The organism is Gluconobacter kondonii (assembly GCF_002723995.1).
GTDB lineage: Bacteria > Pseudomonadota > Alphaproteobacteria > Acetobacterales > Acetobacteraceae > Gluconobacter > Gluconobacter kondonii.
On the sequence record NZ_BEWP01000011.1, the window covers coordinates 36702 to 57127 of the forward strand.

Annotated in this window: 22 protein-coding genes; 9 read left to right on the plus strand and 13 right to left on the minus strand. The window is 56.9% G+C overall.

Going from position 1 to position 20426, the window contains the following annotated elements; translation table 11 throughout:
* Positions 1-254: 254 nt before the first annotated feature.
* Positions 255-1277, plus strand: a complete 1023-nt coding sequence (locus tag GKO01_RS11815) for a DUF6624 domain-containing protein (protein WP_099287205.1) — start codon at positions 255-257, stop codon at positions 1275-1277.
* A 194-nt stretch (positions 1278-1471) separates the two neighbouring features.
* On the opposite strand, the gene tnpC is transcribed toward GKO01_RS11815, so the two are convergent.
* From tnpC to GKO01_RS16000, 6 genes are all read right to left on the minus strand, one after another.
* Complete coding sequence (tnpC, locus tag GKO01_RS11820) at positions 1472-2992, minus strand: IS66 family transposase (RefSeq protein ID WP_099287206.1); 1521 nt, start codon at positions 2990-2992, stop codon at positions 1472-1474.
* A 52-nt stretch (positions 2993-3044) separates the two neighbouring features.
* Positions 3045-3407, minus strand: coding sequence for an IS66 family insertion sequence element accessory protein TnpB (gene tnpB / locus GKO01_RS11825; protein ID WP_099287207.1), 363 nt, complete (start codon positions 3405-3407; stop codon positions 3045-3047).
* The gene (tnpA, locus tag GKO01_RS11830; RefSeq protein ID WP_244901443.1) at positions 3404-4090 is read right to left on the minus strand and encodes an IS66 family insertion sequence element accessory protein TnpA; all 687 of its coding nucleotides are present in this window, start codon (positions 4088-4090) and stop codon (positions 3404-3406) included. Before tnpA ends, tnpB begins: the two co-directional genes overlap by 4 nt.
* A gap of 115 nt (positions 4091-4205) precedes the next feature.
* Positions 4206-5177 (minus strand): phosphoadenosine phosphosulfate reductase domain-containing protein, encoded by a 972-nt coding sequence (locus tag GKO01_RS11835; protein ID WP_174694290.1) that lies wholly within the window; start codon positions 5175-5177, stop codon positions 4206-4208.
* On the minus strand, positions 5174-5551 hold the full coding sequence (locus GKO01_RS15795) for a hypothetical protein (RefSeq protein ID WP_145994759.1): 378 nt from the start codon (positions 5549-5551) through the stop codon (positions 5174-5176). Before GKO01_RS15795 ends, GKO01_RS11835 begins: the two co-directional genes overlap by 4 nt.
* A gap of 54 nt (positions 5552-5605) precedes the next feature.
* On the minus strand, positions 5606-5767 hold the full coding sequence (locus GKO01_RS16000) for a hypothetical protein (protein WP_167383474.1): 162 nt from the start codon (positions 5765-5767) through the stop codon (positions 5606-5608).
* A 491-nt stretch (positions 5768-6258) separates the two neighbouring features.
* Between GKO01_RS16000 and GKO01_RS11845 the strand changes: the two genes are divergently transcribed.
* The 6 genes from GKO01_RS11845 to GKO01_RS11870 all read left to right on the plus strand — a co-directional run bounded on the left by GKO01_RS11845 (position 6259) and on the right by GKO01_RS11870 (position 12987).
* Positions 6259-6927 (plus strand): ParA family protein, encoded by a 669-nt coding sequence (locus GKO01_RS11845; protein WP_099287209.1) that lies wholly within the window; start codon positions 6259-6261, stop codon positions 6925-6927.
* Complete coding sequence (locus tag GKO01_RS11850) at positions 6924-7283, plus strand: hypothetical protein (protein ID WP_099287210.1); 360 nt, start codon at positions 6924-6926, stop codon at positions 7281-7283. Before GKO01_RS11845 ends, GKO01_RS11850 begins: the two co-directional genes overlap by 4 nt.
* Positions 7284-7404: 121 nt before the next feature.
* A complete protein-coding gene (locus GKO01_RS11855; protein ID WP_099287211.1) occupies positions 7405-8196 on the plus strand; it encodes an ImuA family protein in 792 nt (263 codons plus the stop codon).
* On the plus strand, positions 8081-9610 hold the full coding sequence (locus GKO01_RS11860; RefSeq protein WP_244901444.1) for a Y-family DNA polymerase: 1530 nt from the start codon (positions 8081-8083) through the stop codon (positions 9608-9610). Before GKO01_RS11855 ends, GKO01_RS11860 begins: the two co-directional genes overlap by 116 nt.
* Positions 9610-9843, plus strand: a complete 234-nt coding sequence (locus GKO01_RS11865; RefSeq protein ID WP_062106278.1) for a PDDEXK family nuclease — start codon at positions 9610-9612, stop codon at positions 9841-9843. The genes GKO01_RS11860 and GKO01_RS11865 overlap by 1 nt, the downstream gene beginning before the upstream one ends.
* Positions 9844-9846: 3 nt before the next feature.
* A complete protein-coding gene (locus GKO01_RS11870; RefSeq protein WP_099287213.1) occupies positions 9847-12987 on the plus strand; it encodes an error-prone DNA polymerase in 3141 nt (1046 codons plus the stop codon).
* A 180-nt stretch (positions 12988-13167) separates the two neighbouring features.
* Here GKO01_RS11870 and GKO01_RS11875 read toward each other — a convergent pair whose 3' ends face one another.
* The 5 genes from GKO01_RS11875 to GKO01_RS11895 form a co-directional block, all read right to left on the minus strand.
* Positions 13168-13407 carry a hypothetical protein gene (locus GKO01_RS11875; protein ID WP_099287214.1) on the minus strand — a complete coding sequence of 80 codons (240 nt, stop codon included), beginning with the start codon at positions 13405-13407 and terminating at the stop codon, positions 13168-13170.
* A 28-nt stretch (positions 13408-13435) separates the two neighbouring features.
* Positions 13436-13837, minus strand: coding sequence for a hypothetical protein (locus GKO01_RS11880; protein WP_244901445.1), 402 nt, complete (start codon positions 13835-13837; stop codon positions 13436-13438).
* A 247-nt stretch (positions 13838-14084) separates the two neighbouring features.
* Positions 14085-14813: a hypothetical protein gene (locus tag GKO01_RS11885; protein WP_099287215.1), complete on the minus strand. Its 729-nt coding sequence runs from the start codon at positions 14811-14813 to the stop codon at positions 14085-14087.
* Positions 14814-15262: 449 nt separating this feature from the next.
* On the minus strand, positions 15263-16117 hold the full coding sequence (locus GKO01_RS16325; RefSeq protein WP_244901446.1) for a hypothetical protein: 855 nt from the start codon (positions 16115-16117) through the stop codon (positions 15263-15265).
* A 471-nt stretch (positions 16118-16588) separates the two neighbouring features.
* Positions 16589-17611: a zinc-dependent alcohol dehydrogenase family protein gene (locus GKO01_RS11895; RefSeq protein WP_099287224.1), complete on the minus strand. Its 1023-nt coding sequence runs from the start codon at positions 17609-17611 to the stop codon at positions 16589-16591.
* A gap of 134 nt (positions 17612-17745) precedes the next feature.
* Here GKO01_RS11895 and GKO01_RS11900 point away from each other — a divergent pair, with 134 nt between their 5' ends.
* On the plus strand, positions 17746-18663 hold the full coding sequence (locus GKO01_RS11900) for a LysR family transcriptional regulator (RefSeq protein ID WP_099287216.1): 918 nt from the start codon (positions 17746-17748) through the stop codon (positions 18661-18663).
* Positions 18664-18970: 307 nt separating this feature from the next.
* Here GKO01_RS11900 and GKO01_RS11905 read toward each other — a convergent pair whose 3' ends face one another.
* Together GKO01_RS11905 and GKO01_RS11910 are read right to left on the minus strand one after the other, a co-directional pair.
* On the minus strand, positions 18971-19360 hold the full coding sequence (locus GKO01_RS11905) for a PIN domain-containing protein (RefSeq protein WP_064272985.1): 390 nt from the start codon (positions 19358-19360) through the stop codon (positions 18971-18973).
* Positions 19360-19626 carry an AbrB/MazE/SpoVT family DNA-binding domain-containing protein gene (locus tag GKO01_RS11910; RefSeq protein ID WP_064272986.1) on the minus strand — a complete coding sequence of 89 codons (267 nt, stop codon included), beginning with the start codon at positions 19624-19626 and terminating at the stop codon, positions 19360-19362. Before GKO01_RS11910 ends, GKO01_RS11905 begins: the two co-directional genes overlap by 1 nt.
* Positions 19627-19834: 208 nt before the next feature.
* On the opposite strand from GKO01_RS11910, the gene GKO01_RS11915 reads away from it, so the two are divergent.
* The coding region (locus tag GKO01_RS11915; RefSeq protein WP_099287217.1) for a recombinase family protein at positions 19835-20426 on the plus strand (592 nt) is incomplete at its 3' end.

Genomic DNA, 20426 nt, shown 5'->3' on the forward strand with positions numbered 1-20426 from the left:
GGTACGCGAAAACGCGCGGGTCTGGCTGGGGAGAATGTGTTGGTGATTATTAAGACCCAAGCTGAAAATGCCAGATTTCTTTCGGAAGCCGGATACGTGGATCACTACCTCATCAAGCGAATACGTTGTTCGTAACAGAACCTTCGAGAGGTGAAAGATAGTATCAATCTTCGATAAAGGAGGCAGATCTCATTGATCTGAAGTCAAAACAAAACTATCGTACTGTATGACGCCAACGTCAGGAAAATATGACTATGCCCCAGTTCCGCATGCTATATCATTTTCTCGCTTTGGGGACCTGTTCTGCATTTCTGACTGCGGCAGCACCGCCACCCTTTCTGGCGACGTACATCCATAATGGTAATTTCGAAGCTGGTGATTACGCATTTATCCGCGGGGCCTTTGCCGGGGCATCGACACAACAGCTTGCCAACTGGAAAGCCCTTCAGGCTTACGGCACATTGTGTATGAAAGAGGCTGCTCATTCGGAAAACGAAGAGCTGAAAAAACTCGGGGTTAATGCTCAGGTTGATGAAGAAAGAGGTTATCAGGATCATCTGTGCACTCAGATCGCGTTTGCGTCCGATGTGCCCGCAAATTTCAAAACCTGGGATGCTTTTCACGATGCATTGGCTCGCAGTCAACCTTACTTCCAGACTTATAAATCAGCCGTAAACATGGCCGTCCGAAGCTTGGACAGCGATGCCAATAAAGACACGTTCGAGGAGCAACTTACTCTTCACACTGTGCCGGACCAGATGTGGCGGTTTGTCATGATGGGCGCCGCACTAAACGACGTATCAGGCATTGATGCAGCAACTCGGTCTGCTTTGCGTATGCAGAGCATTCTCGAGGGAGTTAATGTTGATTGGGTCAACAGTCATTGGGGGCGGCACATTCTGGAAACGCAGGGATGGTCTCCTGCGATCAAAGCTGGCCGAAAGCCGGCAATGCTCATGTGGTTGCTGGTCCAGCACGCCGATGAGGATCCAGCCTTTCAAGTCATGGCACTTCGAAAACTCGAACCTCTGGCGAAGTCGGGTCAGTTTTCGAAGCAGAATTATGCTCTCTTGTCTGATCGCGTAATGCTCGCGACGACAGGAAAACAACACTATGGATCGCAACTGTCCTGTCGTGATCATCAGCTGGCGCCTTATTCGATGGATAAGGGTGGTGACAACTCGAAAATACTTGATGCCAGACGCTCGGAGATGAACCTTCCACCCGAAGCAGCTTACATTGAACACTTTCGGAAGAGTTTCCCTCAGGGCTGCTAAGTCAAATTGAGATCACGCTATATCCTGAAACCTAAATGGTAGCGATAATACCTTTAATAAAAGTGGCGTTTCTACTGCTCTCTTTCGACATACATAGAAAGTACAATTCGACAGTCTTTAAAAGTATTTAATAGATGGTAAATTATATAATTATTAAGTATTAACCTAAAAACAACTAATTTTAGTCCAAAATATTATTCGTTGGCGCTTTGGGGAAATGGAAGCAGTTCGCTGAGACGTGCGGCTGGATATCCATCGATCATGCGTGTCAGCACGTCACGCAGCCAGCCAAATGGTTCGATCCCATTGAGCTTGGCCGTTTCGATTAATGACGCCACGATCGCCCACCGGTTAGCGCCGCCCTCGCTGCCCGCGAATAGAGCATTCTTACGGCCAAGCGTGACAGGTCGGATGGCCCGTTCCACCGGGTTGGTGTCGAGATCTATGCGCCCGTCTTCGATAAACCGCGCGAGATCGTCCCAGCGGTTCAACGCATAGCGGATCGCTTCGGCCAGTCTGGCGCGGGAGGGGAGCAAAGTCAGTTTTTGTCGGAGCCAGAGTGCCAGCGCCTCAACACGCGGCCGACTGTGCTCCTCCCGAAGGGTTCGTCGCTGATCGGGCGGCAACCCCCGAAGGGATGCCTCAATCTCATACAGAGACCGGATCTGCACCAAAGCCTCGGTTGCGATTGGTGATCCGGTCTGGTGCAGCTCATAAAACTTGCGGCGCGTGTGCGCCCAGCAGGCTGCCAGATGGACTGTTCCGTCTCGTGTCAGTTGCTCAAACCCGGCATAACCGTCAACTTGCAGAATGCCGCGATAGTTCTTCAGATGGCGGGCAGGCCAGGAGGACGTGCGATCCGGTGTCGCATAAAACACCACGGCTGGCGGGACATTACCCCCAAAGGCGCGGTCGTCGCGTGTGTAAGCCCAGAGCCGCCCGGTTTTAGTCCGGCCTCGTCCTGGATCAAGGATGGGCAGTGGGGTGTCGTCTGCGAAAACCCGTTCTGCGGCACAGACATGGTTCATCAGCTGGTCGCGCAGCGGGGCCAGCCACCAGGCGGCGGCCTTGACCCAATCGGCCAGCGTGGAACGCGCGAGAGCGACACCGTGACGGGCCAACATCTGGCTTTGGCGATACAGCGGCAAATGATCGCAATAGCGACTGGTCAGCACATGCGCGATTAGACCCGGAGTGGCGAGACACCCTTCGGCGATGCGCTCAGGTGCTGGAGCCTGATGCAGCGTCCCGCAGGCGCGACAAGCGCATTTGGGCCGGTTGATCCGCACGACCCGCACCGAGGCCGGAACCCAGTCCAGCATTTCGCTGGTGGTCGTGCCTGCGTCGTGCAGTGCGCCACCGCAGGACGGGCAGGATGTCACGTCGGGCACGATCGTCACGTCTGTGCGCGGCAGGTGCTCTGGCAGGGCTGTGCGATGAGGTGGTTTGACGATCGGCGTTGTGTTGCTGATGTCCAGTAGTGTCGTGGAGATTGGCGTTATAGGGGACGGTTGGTCAGCCTCCAGCGTCAACAGGAGCTGATCGGGTTCGAGTGTCTCGGCGCGACGACCGAACCGGGCGCGCTGGAACTCCCGGATGATCTGCCGCAAGCGATCAATCTCGGTCTGTCCCTCATCCACTGCGCCTGCCAGATCCCGCACCATGGTTTGCAGGGTGATCGGGTCAAACGGCAGGCTGTCGAGGGCGATCCGCATACCTATAAAATGGCAGTTTTCTGCGGGTTTATACAAGAAAAATCTGCGCGTTTTACCCTGCCATCAGTATGCGTCGCGCGGGGGCCTGTGCCCGCCAGTCCAACCCTTCCAGAAGCATCGACAATCGGGCCGGGGTCAGCAGAACTGTCGCTGGCTCTCCGGGGCTGGCCTGCGTGACCGGCCACGTAAAAATCCCCTGATCGAGGCGCTTGGCATACAGGCACATGCCGTTGCCATCGTGATACAGAAGCTTGATCAGTCCGGCCCTCCGGCCGCGAAACACAAACACATGCCCGCTGAACGGATCGGCCCGCAGCGTCTCCTGTACCAGCACCGACAACCCGTCGATCCCCTTGCGCAGATCGGTGTAGCCCAAGGCCACATGAACCCGGATATGGGGTGGGAGGCTGATCATCGGGGTGTCGCCAGAACATCAAGAATGGCCCGCAGCGAAGCGAGTTCAATCTGCACAGGGACGCGCAGGAAAGCACCGTTGGGCAAGCCGATCTGCATGTCTTGTCCAGAAGAAACGGGCGCCGTGGCGTTTACGTCGCGCAGTGGCGGGGGCGTTGTCGCTGTCGGTAAAGACGCTGTCGCGTCGGAAGTCAGTTGCACGGTCGCGAAAAGTGGTGGTGGATCTGTAAGTGGTGCGGGCTGATGTGGGCCGGGGATCGGCTCGGCCAGGTCCTTGAGCCAGCGATAGAGCATGCTGGGAGCGAGGTTATGCGCCTTGGCGTATTTCCAGGTGGACATGCCGGATTGCAGCAAATCCCACACAACGTCCTGTCGCTCGGCCTGGGTCCATTTACGGCGCCGAAACTGACGATCCGATAGCAATTGAGCCATGATGACAGGGCGGTCACCCTCAAGGGACGATGAAGAGACGTCTCTCCAGTGTCTCTTGGCGGTGACCGCAGGTACGGGCTGTTTTTCTACGGATGCATCCTGCGCATCTACGGGCTGCGTCATCCAGGCCACCCCGCGACGGAAACTTCGCGGTACCAAACTGTGCTCTCTGCAGTAGGCCGCGCGGGTAAGGCCGGACATCTGCCACGCATCGTAATGCTGTTGCCAATACTCCCGGCCAAAACCCGCCACGTCGTCTCTCCTCCACACCGAATTCCAGGAAGAAAGCACAGCCCATTCGCCGTCGTCAGCGTGTCACGATCGGACGCTTACTTCTTTTTCAACCTTCTGTTTTTTCTTCTTTTTTTCAGGTTGGCCCCCCGCCCTGCCCGAACGCTCCGGCCGGGAGTTCCCAGGCTGGTGTGAAGACAGTCGGGATCGGACGCGCCGAGAGGCACGCACGGGCCAGCTCGGGCGCTGCCAGAGCGGCGGCATACGGCCTGCCCTGCTCGGCGATCTGCTCCAGCGACACGGTGCGCTTGATCGTGCAGCCAAACTGCTGCTCGTACTGCACGAGACGGTCAAAGCGGGCAGGATCGAGGCAGCGGATCGTTGCAAACTGCCGCGCATCGCCAAAAATACAGGTGGCACAGGACAGTCTGGAGAAGCCGATGCGGTATGGCAGCGCCGGCATCACCTTCCAGCGTCTCAGGCTGTCCCAGACCTGCGCCTCGCTCCACTGGTGGACGGGTCGCCAGTGATCGACATGACGGCGACGTCGCGTGCCATGCCGCGTATCCGTGCGGTGCGGCTCAAAGGCGGCATAGCGGGCACGGTTTGGGCTTTCTTCGGCACGCTCGCCCGTTACGAACAGGGTGCGGCGGTTCAGGAAGCGGTCCTGGCCGCGTAGGGAGCGATCGGCGACGTCAATCTTGGTGACGCTGGAGCACCATCGGGTCGTCAGGCTGGCGGAGACCTGGGGAAAGCGCAGGCGCGTCCCGTTCGGCCCCTGCCCGCCTGCGCGGATCAGACCCTCAGGGCTTTCGAAAAGAACAGGGGCTGTCGGTGCGTCCTTGCGGAGCATCTCCCGCTCGAAGCCGCCCTCGCGCCAGGAGCGATAGAGCGGCAGGCCGAAGTCCCGCGCCAGCGCGCTCACATAGGGCGAGGTGGAGGGCCAGTCCATGAAGGATGGCCCCTGCCCGTCCACCTCGTGGTGCCACAGTTCCAGGCGGTCCGTCGGGGCACCGGCTTCGAGGAGGGCGAAAAGGCAGGCGAGGCCGTCTTTGCCGCCCGACACGGCCACGATGATGCTGTCATACGACGTCAGATCCGGCGTCATGACACGAACCTGCTGACCGGGGCACCTGTCCGGACAGAGCGGCACATCAGGGCACTGGCGATCGGAGCGTCCCGCAGGAGAAGCGGCTTCACATGCCGGTTGCCCCAGCTCAGGCCGTCGCAGCGTGAGAGGAGTCCAAGCTGGGTTGCCGCCTCATCCCGGCACGCACACACCCGCTCATTGCCCCCCGCACTGCGACGGCAGGGCTCATGCGCCGGCGCGTTGCAGCCCGTACACGGGATCGTCAGGGCCGGATCACCGCCAGCCCAGTGCTCATTGCATTTGCGGCAGGAGACGGGCTCCTGCGTATCGGTCCACCGCATGGGCGGCCGACCGCGTGGTGTTGGGACGTAAGGAAGGTAATGACGGCGCATGATGCTCGATCCATTTCTGGTTTTTGAACATCGTCGCGTCCGGCTGGGGGCTGTTCAGACTGCAACAGTGCCGCGCAGCGGCAGGATCAACGCGGCCCGCAGCCACGCGCAGACGGCGCAGCCGGCGAGCATGGCGAGGACACGCGTTGACCCACCTGTTGCGGGATGGGCAGCTCCCGGCCAGCCATTGCCTTTTTCCTCCCTTGGCCTCTTCATCTTGCTCTTTTCTAGATACACCTCGTATTTACGGCGTTATGTATTTACGTAAAGACGTAGTTACAAACCCGACAATGACGTCTTGTCCGTATGACCGTAGATGGTTCGTCATCTTTTTGAATGATCGTTGAACACCCGGCTCTGGCGAGCATAACCTTCTTTTATTCAGACACGTATTTGGCTTTACGAATTTACGGCTTTACGGCTTTACGGCTTTACGCCTTCACAGTCGTTTTTTTTCTGGTTCTATCGTCGTCCGTAGATCTGGGGTGCCTGCAATCATGATGCTGCTGCGCCTCATACGTGTCTAATCGAAAACGACAACATGTTAGCATTACGTCATTACGTCATTACGTCATTACGTCGTTACGCCTATACGTAAAGACTAAGATACGTGATGACGCCTTTATGTCTTTACGTCATTACGCAAATCCGTAGTTGCGTAATGACGTAAAGACACATATACCGGTTTAATCATCTGGAGTTGAACCATGCCCATTTTGACGATTGCTTCATTCAAAGGCGGACCGGGGAAAACGACCCTATGCCAAATCATCGCCGCCCAATGCGCTACGGACGGCCTCTCTGTTGCTGTCATCGACGCAGACCCGACCAAGGCTATGTCTGACTGGCACAAAAATACCTACGAAGGCGCGCCATTCACTTGTATTGCGGAGACTTCAGAAAGGACGATAGCCGATCTAGCGCTAGGGTTAGACGATAAGTCTGATCTCGTACTGATCGACACCGCAGGATTCGGAAATCTGGCCGGAGCAGTAGCCATGACAGTTGCCGACCATATTTTGGTTCCGTTGACTGCGGGGGCCGCCGATCTCAATCAAGCTGAAGAAACCATCAAGCAAGCTAAGGGATTGGCGACGGCTGCACGGCGCAAAATAGAAGTCAGAGCCATAATGAATCGTTTATCTAAGACCAATTTGACAAAACACGCTGAGCGGGAACTGCGAGAGGCCGGCATCCCTACGTTGGAAGCAACAATTTCACATCGAACAGCTTTTGGTGAAATCTCGTACTCAGGGGAAATTCCTTCGAAGGGATCTGCCGCCGCAGAAGTAACGATGCTTATAAATGAATTAAAAACGATAGGATGGATACCTAGATCCAGTGCTGCCTCTTCCCACAATGAGGTGGAAAAATGACGCTTAAACCTAGAAAGCGTACCGATGCCAGCAGCATCACCGCTGCAGCACTTGGAGAAACCAGCAAGGTCGCCGTCTCCGATGTAGCGTCTGAACCTAATCGAGCCACAAATGCTCTGAATACCGCGCGGCGTGTGAACCCTCGGTTGCCACCTGCTGAAATTGAACCCGACGACAAAGCAGTCAACCATAACATGCGTGTTCGTAAAAGCACTTTGCGCGCACTCGGCAAAGCCGCAGACGCAGAAGGCATGAGTGTGAAGCAATTCATTATGAGAGCTATTGCTGACAAAGGTGTGTTCGTGGCTGCCCCAGACCTAGAGAACGGCAAGGTCACGCCATGGCGAGATCGCTAAAAGCGCATTTCTCTTCGGTTTAGGGGCGCGGTAGGTACGCCGCTTACGGGAAACGCTGAAACAAAAATCAGCTTGCATCCGGTAATTTGTTCTCTTTATGTTCTCCGCAAGGAGAACATAAATGACAATGGACGCCCTGGCGCGACTGCGCGAGCAGGTCCGACGCCTGGAGCGTCGAGACCTGTCCCATTCCCATAGTGACACACTCGCCACAGGGCACTCTGCCGTCGATGCTCATCTCGGCGGCGGTCTCAAGACCGGCAGCATGCATGACTTCCTGATTTCTGATCCTGTGGAGATCGGGGCCAGTCTCGCCATGCTGCTTCCCATCCTGCAAGAGGGCAGGGGGCCAGTCTTCTGGATCAGCGATACACCTGCCGAACTGAATGCCTGGGGACTGCACCAGCCCGGTCTGTCCCCAGAGACTCTGGTCTGCATTGAAACGGACCCGGCCAGCCTGCTCGCTGTCGCTGAAGACGTGTTGCGCGGGCCAGAGCGCGCACTGGCCGTTATCACAGGAAGCCACGTCCCAAGCCTCAAGGAAATCCGTCGCCTTAATCTGGCTGTGGAGGCGAGTGGCAACACAGGCTTCTTCCTGCGTTTGGCTCCCCTCACGCGCGCTCCCGGGAAAGATCCCTGCGCGTGCGCCACGCGCTGGCGGATCCTCTCTCATTCCTCAGCGCCACGATTTTTTCCGGGACTGGCCATGCCGCTTCCCGGTTCCCGACGCCTTTCTGCCGCGCTGCTGCGGGTGAGGGGAGGCCGCCCTGCTCACTGGATCCTCGACTGCACAGATCATGCGCCGCTTTCTCGCTCTCTGGATGCCCTTCTGGCGCACCGAGCGCCTCCAGCTCTCCCGCCCGGAAGACTTCCCGACCGACAGGCCGCTCGTTGTGCACGCGCTGGCACATAACCGCCACACCGTCACCGGTGTCAGCCCGGCTGCACTCGCGGCCGGACTGACACCCGGAATGCCGCTGGCACAGGCCCGCTCCCTGGTGCCGGATCTTCTGACCGCAGAAGAGGACGCCGACACACAGAGGGTCGCGCTGACCGATCTGTGCTCCTGGTTGATCTGGCTGTCGCCGCTGCCCGCGTTCGATGCTCCAGACGGTCTCTACAGCGATACCACCGGATGCGCCCATCTTTATGGGGGTGAGACGGCCATGCTGGATCTCGTCAGGGAACGCCTGAAGGCGAGGGGGCATTCCTGCTCCTTGGCGCTGAGCGATACCGCCGCGGCCTCACGTGCTCTGGCCCGCTCGGCGATCGACCGGATCTGTCTCGTGCCTTCCGGTCAGCAGAAAGAGGCGCTGCAGCCGTTGCCCTGTTCAGCGCTTCCTTTGCCAGAAAAGACACTCTCCAGCCTCACCCGACTTGGACTGAACACGATTGGCGCCCTTGCAGACCTCCCTCGCGCGCCTCTGGCCAAGCGTTTTGGCGCAGAGCTTCTGAGCTGTCTTGATGACGCTCTGGGACGGCAGGCCAGCCCGCTCAGCGTGTTTCAACCTGTGGACCGGATTTCCCTGACCCGGTCTCTGGTCGAGCCGATCAGCACACCGGAGGCCATTGCCACGGTGATTGCTGCCCTTGTGCCGGTTGTCTGCGAAAAGCTGGTGGCACGCGGAGAGGGGGCGCGGCAGCTCGACTTTCTCTGTGTGCGCGTGGACGGATCCATCCAGGCCGTCCGCGTGGGGACGTCCGATCCGACGGCTGATGGCATGCGTCTGACGCGCCTGCTGAAGGACCAGATCCCGCAGATCGCGCCCGAGTTCGGAATTGAAACCGTCATCCTGACTGTCAGCGCGAACGAACCGCTGGAAGCGGGACCTGAGCGGTCAGTCCTGCCGGACGTCGGGGCATCCTCGGAGCACGCTCTCCCGGCCACTCTGATCGACCGGCTGCTGAACCGTCCGGGGATTGTTTCTGTCCACCAGCTCGCGCCTCGGTTTTCCGCCTGGCCGGAAGACGGACAGTCTCGCGTTTCTCCAGGCGACATGGCAAAACCGCCTCTCGCGAGCCAGATGCTCTGGGCGCGGCCGAACATTGTGTTCGATCTGCCCGTCCGAGTGCAGGTGACTGCCCTGCTTCCGGACGGTGCGCCCCGCCAGTTCGTCCTCAAGCGGCAGACGCACCGCATTGCGGCGGCCGATGGCCCCGAACGTCTGCTGGGAGAATGGTGGCAGACGTCCGAAAGTTACGGCGCGATCCGCGACTACTGGCAGGTCGAGACCACGACCGGCCTGCGCCTGTGGCTGTTTCGCAAAGGCGACGAAGCCCATGCCTGGTCCGGTTCGGGCGACTGGTTTCTACAGGGGGTCTTCTGATGGACTCCCGCGATGATCTGATCCCGGCCAGCACTTCGGATGTGGCCGAAGTCCTGATGCACGCGTTGTGTTACGATGGACGCAGGCGCACGCATGACGCCGCCGAGCTGATGGCCCGTCTGGTGGCCGAGCGTCTGGTCGCCTATCTCGAACGATCCGGATTTGTCGTGATGCGCGCTCCCACCAGCAACGCGCCTGATAGCAGCCGACACCCGCATCCGCACCGCCGCTGAGCCATGAGCGCGCCTTATGTCGAATTGCAGGTCACGTCCTCGTTTTCGTTCTTGCGCTCGGGCAGCCAGCCGGATGAACTGATCTTTCAGGCGAAAGCCCTGGGCTATGACACGATCGGTCTGACCGACTGGAACACTGTGGCCGGAGCGATCCGCGCCCATCTGGCAGCGCGCGAGGCCGGTCTTCGTCTTCTACCCGGATGCCGTTTGGCTCTACGTGACGGCAGTGCGCTCCTGGCCTATCCTCGAAACCGTGCGGGCTGGGCGGGTCTGTGCCAGCTCCTGACCCTTGGCCATCATCGGGGCGAGCGGGAGGTGTTCCTTCTGGGATGGGAAGATCTCGTCGGAGCGGCACCGGATCTCCTCCTGATCCTGTTGCCGCCCGAGGATCTGGCAGCACTTCCCGGGCACGTTCAGAGCCTGCTGGATCTGCCCGGACACAGGGCAGGCGAAGAAGAGACCCGGTTTGTCGCGCTGACGGTGCTCAGGCAGCCGGGAGATCTGGCGCGGCTTCACGCGCTCGCGGGCTTCTGCACAGCGCGCGGTCTGGCCTGTGTTGTGACGGGAGATGTTCTCTACCACGATGCGCGCCGGCACGTTCTTCAGGACGTGGTCACAGCGATCCGGGAAGGCTGCACGGTCGATGCTCTCGGCAACCGCCGTCACGTTCATGCCGATCGCCATCTGAAAGCCCCGGAAGAACAGGCACGCCTCTTCGCCGCTTTTCCGGACGCCCTGGCCAACACGCGACGGATTGCCGGGGCCTGTGCTTTCAGTCTCGATGACCTGACGTATCAGTATCCGACCGAAACCGAACGCACAGGCGAAAGCGCGCAGGACACACTGACACGCCTGGTCGAAGCCGCACTACCGCGACGCTATCCGGCCGGGGCGCCCCCTGACGTCGAGGCGCAGATCGCCCATGAGCTGAGGCTGATCGGCTCTCTGGCCTACGCGCCGTATTTCCTGACCGTGAATACGATCGTGCGTCATGCCCGCTCACTCGGGATTGTCTGTCAGGGGCGCGGATCTGCTGCGAACTCAGCGGTCTGCTACGTCCTGGGAATCACGAGTATTGATCCGGTTCGCTCGGGCCTGCTGTTCGAGCGGTTCATCTCGGCCGAACGGCAGGAACCGCCCGACATCGACGTGGATTTCGAGAGTGACCGCCGCGAAGAAGTGATCCAGTGGATCTACCGGCATTATGGCCGTCACCGGGCGGCCCTGTGCGCGACGGTGCAGCGCTATCAGCCCAAGGGCGCATTGCGAGAAGTTGGCAAGGTACTCGGGCTACCGGAGGATCTGACGGGTCAGCTTTCCAGACACATCGCCTCCTCTCTCGCGGATCCCGATCTGTGCAAGGCGCGTTCGGCCGATCTTGGCCTGAACCTGAAAGATCGCCGCCTCAGCCTCACCTATCATCTTGCCCGCCAGCTTCTCGGCTTCCCGCGCCAGCTTGGGACGCATCCGGGCGGATTTGTGCTGACCGAGGATCGCCTGGACGAACTCGTCCCCCTGATGCCAACCGCTATGGACGGGCGGCAGATCATCGTCTGGGACAAAGACGACATTGACGTGCTGCGCTTCATGAAGGTGGATGTTCTGGGTTTGGGAATGTTGGGCTGCCTGCGTCGCGGGTTCGAGTTGCTGCACACCGTGTATCAGACCTGCATGGATCTCGCTTCGATCCCGGCCGAGGATCCACAGACCTATCGCATGATCCAGAAAGCGGACACGCTCGGCACCTTCCAGATCGAAAGCCGGGCGCAGATGTCGATGCTCCCGCGCATGAAGCCACGGACCTTTTATGATCTGGTGATTCAGGTGGCGATCGTCCGGCCGGGACCGATCCAGGGCGATATGGTTCATCCCTATCTCCGCAGGAGAGAGAAACTGGAGCCTGTCACCTATCCGTCCGAGACCCTGCGCGGGATCCTTGGGAAAACACTGGGCGTGCCGCTGTTCCAAGAACAGGCAATGCAGGTGGCCATCCATTGTGCAGGCTTTACGCCAGGCGAGGCGGACCAGCTCCGTCGCGCCATGGCCACGTTCAAAATGACAGGGGGCGTGTCGCCGTTCCGGGACCAGTTGGTCAACGGGATGCTGGCCAACGGGTATGAGCAGGACTTTGCAGAGCAGACCTTCGCGCAGCTCGAAGGGTTTGGCAGCTATGGCTTTCCCGAAAGTCACGCCGCCTCCTTTGCCCTGATCGCCTATGCGTCCGCCTGGATGAAACATCACTACCCGGATGTGTTCTGCGCCGCCCTGCTGAACAGTCAGCCCATGGGGTTTTATGCGCCCTCGCAGATTGTTCAGGACGCGCAACGCCATGGGGTCGAGGTCCGGCCGATCTGTATCAATGCCTCCCGATGGGATTGCACCCTGGAACGTAGCGGTACGTCTTTACGTAAAGCCGTAATGATGGGCTTTCGTATGGTGCGCGGGCTTGCAAACGGGCACGGCGCGGCCCTGATTGCGGCTCGGATGCCGGATTATGAGAGTATTGACGATGTGTGGCGCCGTGCCGATGTGCCGGTCTCGGCCCTGGAATGTCTGGCGGAAGCGGACGCGTTCCGGGTGTTTGGTCAGATGCGCCGCGCCGCGCTCTGGTCGATCAAGGGGTTGGCAGACACGGCCCTGCCGTTGTTCGACGCGGCGGATCGCGGGCGGAACTTTCCACTGCCGGAAGTGATCGAGCCGGAGATTGTCCTGCCGCAGATGTCAGAGCGGGCGTTGGTGCATGAGGATTACCGGGCGACAGGACTCAGTCTGAACGGGCATCCCGTCGCGTTTCTCCGAGAAGGCTTACGAAAAGAGGGGATCGTGCGCTGTGGAGATTTGCCGTACCTGCGGGATGGGCGCCGGATCCAGCTCACGGGTCTTGTCCTGATGCGGCAGAGGCCGGGAACGGCGAACGGCACCATGTTCGTCACGATCGAAGATGAAACCGGCACGGCCAATCTGATTGTCTGGAAAGACGTGCAGGAGAAGCACCGGCTTCCTCTTCTCGCGTCCCGTCTTCTGGCCTGTAAGGGCAGGCTTCAGAAAGAGGGCGATGTGATCCATGTTGTTGTGCTCAGTCTGGAAGACCGAACGCCGTTGCTTCAGGGATCGGAGCTGCTGAAGGCTCGGGACTTTCGATAGGAAGCGTAATCGGTTCGACCGATCTTATTTCAAAAATAGAGAGATTCCTGTTGATGTTGAACCTGTGGACTTGTGGGCAGAGCCGCGCCTGTGGTCAGCCGAAAGGGCTGTCCAGCAGGACGCGAGCGGCCGTGGAACGGCTGTCCATAAATCCACAGGCTTTGCGCTCGATGCCGCCCCTCAAACAGGGTGATTACCGAAATCGCATGGGTCAAAGGAATCAGTCTGTTTTCTCTCCAGGTCCTCGGCAATCACTCTGGCTCGTCCAGCAAGGGCAAGCATATCCGGAAACCAGCACAAGTCTGCCTCTACCGCCTTGTGGATCGCATTCGTATCGTCGACGAAGCGCTCTAACGCCGAGATATATTGGGCCTTGAGTGATGCCTCATCGGGAGCCATGAGGATCGCCTGATCGGTCATACCGCGTTCTCCGACAGGTTTTCGACATTCATTGGCGAGTTGCCGGCGCTTCAAGCTCTACGACTGAGACCCGAGCGTTCGAATAAGGTGTAGCGGACGGATCTGGATGCGTGATGATGTCTGAACCCGCAGCGGCAGCAAGCAACGTGCCGAAATACGGATCGTCTTCTTCTGCGATCGAGAGGATCTCGTCTGCGCTTACCGGCGCTCCAAACTCTTTTCCGAGCTTGTTCAGGATGTAATTGTCCAGGACCGCGTGAATCATAAACGGCTGGTTCCGGAGCGACAGCAGAGCTAACAGATTCTCTGGCATGTCTTCGTCAGGCTCGGCCTCCATGACGGCATCTACGTTATCGAGAAGAACATTCAACACGACCCCATATATCGTGATCTCCAACACGCGCTGCCCACTGCTCTCTGTATCTGTCATTTCTGATCCTCCTGTTTGATCACAGGAGGATAGTCGGGCAGCATTGTGCGACTGACAAAGATATCGAAAAGCTAAGCCAGCAGTGTCTTCAGTCGGATTTAGAGGTCTTCGATGTACCGGAAATCAAATTGAGGAGTGCCACATGCCAGTTCATCATCTGACCTTCGGTCAATCCTTTGTCTTCTGCCTGATGATATTTATACCTTATAACGCGAGTGATTTTATTTTTGTTTCGAATTAGCATTTGTTAGTGTATATATTTTTTAGCTACATTGTACGCAAATATTGTAATTCCGTATAGAACACTAGTGTAGACTATCGTATTGAAAATTTGGGTGGCATAGAAAAAAATCCACTTATGCTTGTTGTAATACGGATTGATCGCCTGAAAAACGTAGTACCCCAAGAAACCCAGAACTGAAACAACGAATATTCCGATGACCTTATAAAGGAATTGTTGAAGGGGACTTATTCCCGTAAATAACGGTACGGAAAATACAAGCACAAGAGTAATTATTGCCAACGCTAAACCGAGAAAGATTTTTCTCTTTCTAGAGTTTTCTTCCGTCGTTGCGTCAATAAACCAAAAAAAACCGGCAACTGCCAAGGAAATAATAACTACAGTACATATCCAATATCGGAGTCCGATATAAGCATATAGGGACTTTAAACCGTCGCTTAAGAACGTGGCTGCCCCAAGAGCAACAATCATGGATACAGGCATGAAATACCTATAATCCAGCGAACTTATTTTGGAGAATCTCTTTTTTAATTTATCCTCTTCGGTGATACTGCCAGTGCTATTATTGCTGCTGTTGTTCACTCTATCTTGTAGGACAGCATCGTAGAGAGCTGCTTTTTGGGCATTATTATATGCAAGTGTTCCAGTTATGACGGCCCATATCCCGGATAAAATCGCGAAGCCATGAGCCGAAACCCACGGTACGTGGCAGGCTATCACTTTTGCTGAGTCCATTACGCTCTCCAAAATACCTATCAGACTATGCCTCAGGGGTGAGGGAACACTTATCTTTTACAGAAGCACTCGAAACAATATCTATATTTATAGGCTGCGTTCTGTCCAACGGTACGCGACGCGCCAAAACTGAATTATCGCTATGGATATCCTGAGACAGCGGCAGACCTCAACCGAGGACAGATTGCCAGTGCAAGACAGCTAAAAATTATTATTCCCTGTCGAAAAACATCTGTTTCCCGACAGACCCTACATCTGCGATCGCGCTTCATGGGGCCTCCTAGCTGTGAATGTTCACGCTAAATGGCCGGTTTTTCATCACGATACATAGCCACCTGTGGGCAGCTAAGAGGGGGGAGTGGACTGTCCGCTATAGATTGTTCAAGCGACATTAGCAGACGCTCCGGCGCGAAGCTCGATTTCTCGGTTCAACGCGAAACGATTGAGCTTCACTCCTCTTCGTCCAGGGCATTTAACATATTCATCTTGTGTCGATAGCGTGCAGGCAACCACTCAGTCTGCTTGAGGAAACCTTCCAACTCACCTCGCGATATGCATGTCACGTTAGGTGTCGGCTTACCATGGTATCGGTCGTTACTTTGGAATAAGATGACCGGGAAGGTCATGTTCCTATACTCATCGACGTTTAGGGAGGTATTTCCGGTTTTTACCTGAACCTGTGCATGCTTGCCGGTCTCAGGAGAAATCACTTCATACTCGAAGGCTATCTTGTCTGCCTTGCGAGAATTCGGAACCACATACCAACGTTGCGATTGGAGATAAAGAAATACCAAGTCCTCTACCTCTTCTGAGTCGAGCAAAGAGAAGATGTCGGGGTTATCGATCAGTTTCAGGTCGAATTTATAGATCGCACCCCCTGTTTTCCGATTCCAGATGAACTTAGTATAAGCTACCGCCGTCGGATCGTGGATTGCTTGAATCGTCCGGTTGGGCCTAAAGCAGGCAACAACCTTCCCAGGCACTTCATCGATAGTCAGACGCTCAAAGGTGACCCTGAAAATGTTGCCTATGTCGATCCCACTGTCCTTGGACTCGTTAGTGGTGAAGTACTCCCAGCCGGAGAGGACGCGAGCCAGATAGTAGTTTCCTTGGGTGTCGCGGGTCCAGACGAGATCGTCTTTCTGGACGCGCTCCCTGATGTAGGCGCAGGTCTTTAGATCTTTGTGGATGTTTACGGCAACCTTATAGAACGTATCCCAGTCCGCCGTTTCTTGAATCTCATCCACCAGCCAACCAACGCCCAAGATGCCCTGTTTTAGGCAGTAAGCGAAGGTATCAGCCATCGACGCAAACCCGCCGCCAGGGCGAACGTGTAATCTAAATACGGACATCGTGTCGCACCTCAGATCAGATCGTGAAGGTCGGGGCCGCGCAGTTTAAAACATTGACCCCGCTGCTTTCCTCTGCGCCTGCTGCCTCTAATCGGAAGGCAACAAACCGCCCCCGGAAGGAACATCGAACCGACGACGCGAAAGGAAAATCAATGATGATATGTCTGCTCACGGCAATGACATCAAGCAACTTCAGCTCGCATCTGGCACGGTGGCGACTGCGGCCTGACCGCTCAAAGGCTACAGTGCGGATATAGGTAGCTCTGGGGGGGAGAGCGGAAGGTCGCCTTTCTTTCGTTTGGACAAAAAAGCCGCCGTTTACGGTATGCTGGCGAGAAGTTGCGTGGTGCGCTGGCTGACTTCGTGTCTTGAGAGACTTAATAATCAGATGCCTTGATCATCAATCTTCAGAAAAAGTCGGCATCAGAAATTTTCCTGACATCGCACTTCGTCAGGCAACTCGATTACGATCTTGCCGAACGGTCCGTTGTCGAGACGATCCAGAGCCAGCGGAAGACTGGCGAGAGAAAAACGGCTGTCGATCACAGGTACAGCATGATTGCGATCAATGGCACGCACCATGTTCTCGAGAGCGCGACGATGTCCCGTGGCTATGCCATGGATCGTAACGTCCTTCATCAGCAACGGCATAACAGGCGAGGAGATATCAAAGCCGGCCAGCGCCCCGATTTGATAGATATGTCCGCCTATTGCTGCCGCCTCGACTGAGCAGCCGAGATGATTGCCACCGACCGTCTCAAGGATGTGATCCACACCTCGATTATCAGTCAGTGCGTATATGTCATCGAGCCAGTCAGTTCGGTTTCGGTCCACGATCTGATCCGCACCGAGCGCGCGTACGCGGTCGACCTTATCCGGGACCGTCGACACGATCACCTCTGCCCCCTGCAGCTTGGCAAACATCAAACCGAACAGGGCAACACCGCCCGTTCCCAGAATCAGCACTGTTTCGCCAGCACGCACCCGGCCGCGCTCGGCCAACGCGAACCACGCGGTGACGCCCGCGCACGGGAGCGTACAGGCGTGCGCGTCGTCAAGCGTGGCAGGCGCTGCTGTCAGCCATTCTTGGGACAGGACAACGTACTCCGCAAGCACGCCCGGATAGAACCCGCCAAGCGTCCGATACGCGGGTATCCGCCCCGTCCCAGGCCGAGTGCCGTCAATCCACTCCGGCGTGAAGCAGGAGATCACACGGTCGCCGACAGAAAAGCGGTCCGTTGCCTCACCCAGAGATATCACTTCACCAGCCAGATCGGATCCCGGAGTGAACGGGAACTGCAAAGGCAGGCCCCGCCCGCTTTCGATAACCATCTTGTCGCGATGATTGAGCGCAACTGCACGGACCTTCACAAGCACGTCACGTGGTCCCGGCACTGGTATCGGACGTTCACAAAGAACGAGTTGTTCGCGCCCGATACCAGTCATTTCCCATTGTTTCATTGTCATCATTTATCCCAAATCGGCCCTCTGAAGTGGGCAACGACGATGAATATGACGCTGATCGATAGATGTATTAATGATATATAAAGTGAACGGGGTGTTGAACAGGAATCACCAGTATGCGCGGTTCGGAATATGCGGAACTGATGGCCTTTATGGCGATTGCACAGGAGCGCAGCTTTCGTGCGGCGGCTCGCCGCCTGAGCATCTCTCCGTCCGCATTGAGCCATAGTCTGCGTGCACTGGAGGAGCGTATCGGTGCTCGGTTGCTTCATCGTACGACCCGCAGCGTCGCTCCGACCGAAGCCGGGCAAGCCCTGCTTGATCGACTTCGCCCCGCGGTTGCCGAGGTCGACGCCGCTGTGCACGATGTTACAGTCTCTCAACAACGGCCGCGCGGTCGTTTACGGATCAACCTGCCACGCGCAGCGGCACAACTTATCATAATGCCCCGGCTGGCCGCCTTTCGGGAGGCCTATCCTGAAATCAGTCTCGATCTTGCGATAGACGATGCCCTCACGGACGTTATCGCCAAGGGTTATGATGCTGGAGTTCGGTCCGGCGCGATCGTCGATCAGGACATGATCTCGGTGCCACTGACACCGGATCTTCGCATGGTCGTCGTCGCGACGCCAGACTTTCTGAGCGCACACACAAAGCTTGAGTCTCCTGCCGATCTGACCAGACTACCATGCCTCACCTATCGCTGGCTCGAAACCGGTGTATTACAACCCTGGCGGTTCGAAGGGCCCGATGGCGCTTTTGAGGTCAATGTGAAAAGCGCGTTGACGGTGAACGACACCGACATGCTGCTGTCGGCCGCCCTGCAGGGTGTGGGGCTTGCCTATCTGACTGAGGGTGTGGCGCTGCCCCATATTGAGGCTGGAGCACTCATTCGCGTGCTGGATCTTTGGTGCAAGCCGTTCATTGGCTTTCATCTCTATTTCTCCGGTCGGCGACATATGCCGGCGGCGATGCGCGCTTTTATCGACTTCATGAAGTTGCCAGTTTCGGCTTCGCCGGGTTCCCGGATATGAGTCTCCGCCAAACTGTATTGAGATCAATCCTTTCGCGGGTAAAAACCTCGAGCCAGCGGTTAATATCGGGAATGACCTTTATCGGATCAAAGTCCTGCGCCTTGCCCACAGCTGGCTTCACGACACAGTATATACGGTTTGTCGGAAAGTTCTCGCTCGCTGACGACGTCCGCTTTCGGAAAAACACCCCACGGTCTCGAATGTCCAGGATGAGGCGTAAGCGGAAGGTCTGCTTATCTCAAGCGGCTCCTCCTGGGGGTAAGTATCCGTGGAACAGAAAACCTGCATAGGGTTACGCTGCGTACGGCTATCGAATGAGAACCACCTCAACTCCGATTGCGTCCGCAATTTCAGCCCATGCCCGATCGGCCGTGACAGCGGGGAGCCCCATTTTCTTGGCTAGTGCCAGACAGGCGCGGTCTCCGTGACTGAGACCAACCCGCTTAGTCGCATCGCGCATCAATCCGGCCGCTAGAGCCAGATTGTGATCAAGGGGCCGCACGTCGAGGCGTAGAGCCGCAATCAGTTCGGATATTCCTTCGGACGGGACGCCTTTATCAACAGCTTTAGAAACGATCTCCTGCAGGTTGATCGCGGAGATGGCTGCATCGCGCAGCCAGTACCGAGCTTCTTCAGCTCCTTTTTCTTCGTTTAGGTCCGCAAAGACAGCGGATGTGTCGATGACGCAAATCGGCATCAGCGCTTCGCCTCATCGTCATGGCTGTCGAGCGCATTTTCAGCGCGTCGCTCAGCAATGACTTCGTCGGATATCGAGGTGCCGGCCGGGACATATTTTCGGAACAGTGCTCTGGCCCGATCAAGCGAGGCATCAGGCGTCATTAAGCGAACCTGCCCATCTACGATCTCCGCCATGAGCTGGCCGCCTTTTTCGACGCCGAGCGACTTACGCAAGCCAACCGGCAGAACAAGTCGACCATTCGGCATAACGTTGACACGAATCATGTAACTGATCTCCTGTTCAAAAAGGCTGCAACCTTGTTTTGGGTCATTTTTCGAGTTTAGGTCATTTTTATTGTTGGTGCCATAAAATTCGGGTGTCCGAAAACGATCGTTTACGGACAGGGGTGGAGCGAGCTGTCCGTAAAATACCTTTACAGTGTTCCGGACATAGCTTATATTTCGGACATCCTATTCGGACGAAATGAACCCTATGCCACGCACCTTTGCCTATGTTCGCGTCTCAACAGTCGGGCAGACGACCGAAAATCAGATTCAGGAAATTGAAGCAGCCGGTTTTCGGGTCGAGCCACGACGGGTCGTCACCGAAACTATTTCCGGGAGTACCTCCATCGCTCAGCGGCGTGGCTTTGCCCGCCTCATGGATAGATTGGAGGCTGGAGATATTTTGATCGTGACCAAGCTTGATCGTCTTGGTCGCGATGCGATGGATGTCAGCACCACGGTTAAAATGCTGGGGGCCATGGGAGTGAAGGTTTATTGCCTTGCTCTTGGCGGTGCCGATTTGACCAGTTCGTCCGGCACAATGACGATGCAGGTTCTGAATGCTGTTGCACAGTTTGAGCGGGATCTGCTGATTGAGCGGACGCAGTCCGGCCTCAGAAGAGCAAAGTCAGAAGGAAAAACCCTGGGACGGCCTTCCGCACTGTCAGAAGGTGAGAGGCAAAGCGTCCTCAAGGATCTGGCGGAGGGTATGAGCGTGTCTGCACTTGCCAGAAAATTCTCTACAAGTCGGCAGACCATCATGCGGGTTCGAAGTGAAAACTCCCCCGCCGGTTCCTCCT

Coding starts and splice junctions, on each gene's coding strand:
- GKO01_RS11845 (WP_099287209.1), top strand. CDS start 6,259: ATGCCCATTTTGACGATTGCTTCATTCAAAGGCGGACCGGGGAAAACG.
- GKO01_RS11905 (WP_064272985.1), bottom strand. CDS start 19,360: ATGCCGATTTGCGTCATCGACACATCCGCTGTCTTTGCGGACCTAAAC.
- GKO01_RS11835 (WP_174694290.1), bottom strand. CDS start 5,177: ATGACGCCGGATCTGACGTCGTATGACAGCATCATCGTGGCCGTGTCG.
- tnpC (WP_099287206.1), bottom strand. CDS start 2,992: ATGCGGATCGCCCTCGACAGCCTGCCGTTTGACCCGATCACCCTGCAA.
- GKO01_RS16000 (WP_167383474.1), bottom strand. CDS start 5,767: ATGAAGAGGCCAAGGGAGGAAAAAGGCAATGGCTGGCCGGGAGCTGCC.
- GKO01_RS16325 (WP_244901446.1), bottom strand. CDS start 16,117: ATGGCTGATACCTTCGCTTACTGCCTAAAACAGGGCATCTTGGGCGTT.
- GKO01_RS11855 (WP_099287211.1), top strand. CDS start 7,405: ATGACAATGGACGCCCTGGCGCGACTGCGCGAGCAGGTCCGACGCCTG.
- GKO01_RS15795 (WP_145994759.1), bottom strand. CDS start 5,551: ATGCGCCGTCATTACCTTCCTTACGTCCCAACACCACGCGGTCGGCCG.
- GKO01_RS11815 (WP_099287205.1), top strand. CDS start 255: ATGCCCCAGTTCCGCATGCTATATCATTTTCTCGCTTTGGGGACCTGT.
- GKO01_RS11900 (WP_099287216.1), top strand. CDS start 17,746: ATGCGCGGTTCGGAATATGCGGAACTGATGGCCTTTATGGCGATTGCA.
- tnpB (WP_099287207.1), bottom strand. CDS start 3,407: ATGATCAGCCTCCCACCCCATATCCGGGTTCATGTGGCCTTGGGCTAC.
- GKO01_RS11850 (WP_099287210.1), top strand. CDS start 6,924: ATGACGCTTAAACCTAGAAAGCGTACCGATGCCAGCAGCATCACCGCT.
- GKO01_RS11885 (WP_099287215.1), bottom strand. CDS start 14,813: ATGGACTCAGCAAAAGTGATAGCCTGCCACGTACCGTGGGTTTCGGCT.
- GKO01_RS11860 (WP_244901444.1), top strand. CDS start 8,081: ATGCGCCGCTTTCTCGCTCTCTGGATGCCCTTCTGGCGCACCGAGCGC.
- GKO01_RS11880 (WP_244901445.1), bottom strand. CDS start 13,837: ATGACAGATACAGAGAGCAGTGGGCAGCGCGTGTTGGAGATCACGATA.
- GKO01_RS11870 (WP_099287213.1), top strand. CDS start 9,847: ATGAGCGCGCCTTATGTCGAATTGCAGGTCACGTCCTCGTTTTCGTTC.
- GKO01_RS11865 (WP_062106278.1), top strand. CDS start 9,610: ATGGACTCCCGCGATGATCTGATCCCGGCCAGCACTTCGGATGTGGCC.
- GKO01_RS11895 (WP_099287224.1), bottom strand. CDS start 17,611: ATGACTGGTATCGGGCGCGAACAACTCGTTCTTTGTGAACGTCCGATA.
- GKO01_RS11910 (WP_064272986.1), bottom strand. CDS start 19,626: ATGATTCGTGTCAACGTTATGCCGAATGGTCGACTTGTTCTGCCGGTT.
- GKO01_RS11875 (WP_099287214.1), bottom strand. CDS start 13,407: ATGACCGATCAGGCGATCCTCATGGCTCCCGATGAGGCATCACTCAAG.